Source organism: Dokdonella sp. (assembly GCF_049593775.1).
In the GTDB taxonomy this organism is placed as follows: domain Bacteria; phylum Pseudomonadota; class Gammaproteobacteria; order Xanthomonadales; family Rhodanobacteraceae; genus Dokdonella.
The window spans coordinates 1-5,010 of record NZ_JBAWHJ010000144.1 but is presented as its reverse complement, the minus strand read 5'-3'; the positions used below and the strand labels follow the sequence as shown (position 1 = coordinate 5,010).

The 5,010-nt window shown below is 62.1% G+C and carries 2 protein-coding genes; both read left to right on the top strand.

The genetic code is table 11. The features are described from left to right. On the top strand, positions 1-2,932 hold a 2,932-nt coding region (locus WBP53_RS04970), incomplete at its 5' end, for a two-component regulator propeller domain-containing protein (protein WP_423926542.1). Between the two features lie 440 nt (positions 2,933-3,372). Next, on the top strand, positions 3,373-5,010 hold a 1,638-nt coding region (locus WBP53_RS04965; protein ID WP_423926540.1), incomplete at its 3' end, for a diflavin oxidoreductase.

The window sequence follows — 5,010 nt, the reverse complement described above, 5'->3', positions numbered from 1 at the left end:
CTTCAGGCGCATCCGACTACTTGCCCTGATTGGCCTCGTCCTCATCGGGTCTCATGGCCAGGCCGCAGAGCCTGCGCAGGGAATAACCGAGCGTGGGCTCAACACCGTCCTCGTGCACAACTACGATGTCGATGATGGCTTGCCGCAGAACACCGTGCACGCAATTGCGCAAACTCGGGATGGCTATTTGTGGGCGGCCACCTGGGAAGGCCTGGCGCGATTCAACGGAATTGCATTCAAGGTGTTTGATCCGTCAAACGTCCCCGACCTGTCTTCCGGTGGAGTGCGCTCATTGCTGGCGACAGACGATGGAAGCCTGTGGCTGGGGCAAAGTGAAAACGGAATTGCGCGGGTCCGGCAAGGTCGATGGAGCCGTGCGTTGGGGGACACGGATATCGTCGACGATCAGGTGCTTGCGTTGATCGTCGATTCTGCCCAACGCGTCTATGTCGGCACGGCGGACCACGGCGTCAAGGTGATCGATCAGGACAGCGTCAGGCGGCTCGGCGATCCGGGCAGGCGCGTGCTTGGCATGGCCCTGGATTCGGATGGTGACCTGCTCCTGGCAACTCACCTTGGCCTGCAACGTGTGGATATCGATTCCGGCACGACCGAGGATTTCGGTGGCGGACAGACACGTTCGGTACTGGAAGCTGCGGGTCGCATCTTCGTTGGCGGTGATGAAGGCTTGCATGAGCTGCTCGACTCGGGCTTGCGACGCATCGATCTGCCCGCATCGATGAAGTCGGCATCGATCACGACAATGCTTGGCGATCGACAAGGACGCCTCTGGTTCGGCACCCAGTCCGAAGGGCTGTTCCGGGCCACCTTCGCAGTCGACGGGCGCATCGCCCTGATCGAACGGCTAGGCATTGCCGAGGGCCTGCCAAATTTGCGCGTCATCTCTCTCGCATTTGATCACGAAGGCTCGTTGTGGGTCGGGACCAACGGCGGGCTTTCCCAGGTGATCGAAACCGGGATCGCGCAATACGGTCCGATCCAGGGGCTAGACAATGCGTTTGCGCGAACCCTGGCCGAGGCCCCGAACGGAGACATCTATATCGGCACCAGTGGCGGGCTGTACCAGTATCGGGATGGTCAGCTCCTTGCACAGTGGGCTGCGCGCGAACTGGGTTCGAGCAGCGTCACCGCGCTGGTTTTCGATAGCGTGGGCGACCTCTGGATCGGCACGTACGATGCCGGCGTCAGCCAAATGCGGGATGGTCGCGTCATCGCACATCTGGATCGTCGCAATGGCTTGCACCAGCTTTCCGTACGCACCTTGCTGTTCGATGCCGATGGCAGCCTGTGGCTCGGCACCTCGGAGGGCCTTGTGCACTACACCCATGGCGAGGGCATGGTCATCGATCTGTTCCCGAAACTGGCTCCCGATTTCATCCTGAGCCTGACGCTGGCACCTGATCGCAGCTTGTGGATTGGCACTGCAATCGGACTGGCGCATCGCGATCTTGACGGGAACGTGCGCACGTTCGACAAGGCGGGCGGTTATCCGGCGCTGGATACGTTCGATATCCAGTTCGAGGATGCCGACAGTGCCTGGCTGGCAACCGATGCCGGCCTTCTGCTCATGCGCGACGGTCACTTTCGGGCACTCGGTCGTGCCCAGGGAATGCCGAGCGACACGCTGTTTCGTCTGCTGATCGATAGCAGCGGCGCATTCTGGCTGACCTCCAATCGCGGCCTGGCCCGTGTCGATCGCAAGGCTATCGAGGCCGTACTGGATGGCACGAAAGCACGCCTGGTCCCGACCCTGTTGACGGCGGACAATGGCATGACGGCAACCCAGTGCAATGGCGGCACTGCGGCGGCGGGCATGCTCGCCAGCGACGGAAGCCTGTGGATCCCCACCTCAAACGGAGTCAGTCATCTGCAGCCGGCGAAATACCCGTTGCCGCCGCGTCCGGCAGTACCGTTGAGCGTGGAATCCGTCAGCGTCGATGGTATCGAGACTTCGCTGCCGCTTGAAGTGCCCGCTGCTGCGCGACGCATCGAGTTCGATCTGGCCGGGCTGGCATTTTCCAGCACCGACGGCCTCATCTATCGCCATTGGCTGGAAGGGTTTGATAGCAGTTACGGGGCGCCCGTCAGCGAGGCACGTATCGGTTACACCAATCTTCCACCCGGTCGCTACGTGCTGCATACGCAGGCACGCAATGGCATGAACGGCGTTGAAGGCAATTCGCTGGATCTGCCGTTTGTCGTACTGGCGACCTGGATGCAAACCCGCTGGGTCCAGTTGCTGATCCTCGGCACAGTCAGCTTGCTCGTCATGCTCCTCTACACCAGCCGAATCGCTACGTTGCGAAGCAATGAACGACGCCTCGAAGCGATGGTTGACGAACGCACCCGTGAACTGCGCGAGCGTGCGATCGCACTGGATGCCGCCAGCGAGGAGAAGAGTCAGCTGCTCGAACAGCTGGGTCATCAAGCCTTGCATGACAGCTTGACCGGACTACCGAATCGGCACCACGCCGATGGCTACCTCGCCGAACGATTCGCCGCCATGCGGCAGGGGGCATGCGTACTGTTCATCGCGATCATGGATGTTGATCATTTCAAGCGCATCAACGACGACTGCAGCCATCAAGCCGGTGACCAGGTCCTCGGCGCACTTGCCAAGCGCATGCGCGCAGCTGTCGGACTCTGGTGTGCCCGCATTGGCGGCGAGGAATTCCTGCTGATCAGCGAACAGCCAAGGGAGGCCAGCGCTGGCTTGTTCGAAGCATTGCGAAGCGACGTTGCATGTTCACCAATCGGCAACTTCCAGGGCCTGCCGATCAACGCGACGATCAGTATCGGCTGGGTCGATGCCGCAGAGTTTTCGCGCGTAGACAAGGCGCTCGCGGAGGCGGACCGACTCCTGTATCAGGCCAAGAGCGCAGGGCGCAATCGAATCGAGCCCGCCGCCTGATCAAACGTGCTGTGTCGTGCAGGGCGTGACTGTGCACGCGGTCAAGGTGGTTGAAGCAGCATCCATGCACGGCTGATGTCCTGATGCTGGCTTGTGTGCTCTTGAACGAAAGCTCTCGCCGGATGCTGCCATCCGCTGCGCTGATACTCACCGGGCTACGCCCCGGCCCCACCCTGTCCAGATCAGCAGCGAAAACTCCGGTCAGCGCGTTGGATTCACGGCGTCCGACGGACTGTGCCAACTCGTCGGGCCCGGCTCCCATGCGGGCGTGCGGCAATACCGGTGCAGCTTGGCGGATTCCTCACGGCCGCCGGGAAACGCGCGCCACTCATGCATCACGCGCATATATCCATGCGCAACGCTACCTTCCGGTACTCGGCGCCGATACCTAGCCTTGCATGGGTCGCGGTCGTTTGGCCGTCCATACAGGATGTCCTCCGATGTCTGCCCGTTTCTCCACGCCGCCGCCGATACCGCTTGCCGAGGACAAGGGCCGGCTGCTTGCGCGACTGGTCGATGGCCTGGACAGCCAGGCGCTGTGGTGGCTCTCGGGCTATAGCGCCGGCCTTGCCGGCAACCAGGCCAACGACCAGCCTGAAACGTCAGCACCCGTGCCCGCACGCAGCGCCACGACCGCAACGATCCTCTACGGCAGCCAGACCGGCAACGCCAAGCGGGCGGCAGAGCAACTCGCTGCGGACATCGAAGCCATCGGCGCCAGCGTGCGTCTGGTGAGTTCAGATCGCTATTCACCGCGCAATCTGGCATCGGAACGACTTCTCTATCTTGTCATCAGTACGCAGGGCGATGGCGACCCGCCGGACGACGCACGTGGATTCTTCGACTTCCTCACCAGCAAGCGCGCGCCGGCACTGCCCGAGCTGTGCTTCGCCGTTCTCGGCCTTGGCGATTCAAGTTACCCGCAATTCAATGCGGCAGCCCGGCAGATCGATTCGCGTCTTGCAGAGCTTGGAGCGTCACGCCTGTTCCCGCTCGGGGAAGCAGACGTCGATATCGAGACCGTCGCCAAGCCGTGGAGTCGGCAAGCATTCGAACATGCAACGGAATCCGCATCTGCCCCAAGCACCAACACAAGTGTCTTGCCGTTGCGACGAATCACAGGCATCAGCGGTGCACCCCGACATGATCGCAACACGCCATTCGCCGCTCAACTGCTGTCGAACCAGCGCATTACCGCCCGCGAGAGTGACCGCGAGATCCACCATATCGAGCTTTCGCTGGAAGGATCTGGCCTGGAGTACGAGCCGGGTGACTCGCTCGGGGTCTGGCCGCGCAATGCAACAGCGCTGATCGACGAGGTTCTGGATGTGCTGGACCTTGATGGCGAATCGCTTGCTACGCATGACGGCGAATCCCTGACTCTGCGGGAATGGCTGGAATCTCGACGCGAGCTGACCCGGCTGGCGCGCCCCTTCGTCGCGCGCCACGCTGCCGCTTCCGAGCAGGCCGATCTCAATCGCCTGCTGGCACCGGAACACTCGGAGCGCCTCAAGGAATTGCTGGCGAGCCATCAGATCATCGATTTTCTGCGAGCCTATCCAGCGCGGTGGGAGGCCGAGGACCTGGTCGCGACGCTGCGACCATTGACCCCGCGCCTTTACTCAATCGCATCCAGCCGAAAGGTCGTTGGAGACGAAGCACACCTGACCGTCGCGCGCACGGCTTGGGAATCATTCGGACGATCACATGCCGGCGCTGCATCCGGTTTCCTCGCGGAAGCCGGAGACGACATGCGTATTCCCGTGTTTGTAGAGCGCAACGATCGCTTCCGCTTGCCTTCGGACGATGCACGCGACGTGATCATGATCGGCCCAGGAACCGGTGTTGCCCCGTTCCGTGGATTCGTACAGGAACGTGCAGCAACCGCTGCTCGTGGCCGCAACTGGCTGGTGTTTGGCAACCCGCGCTTCCGCAGCGATTTTCTCTACCAGATCGAATGGCAGGAGGCCCTGCGCGAGGGCCGGCTCGACCGCCTCGACCTCGCGTTTTCGCGTGATCAGGCAGAGAAGGTCTATGTACAACATCGCCTTCGCGAGCACGGCCGTGAACTGTACGTC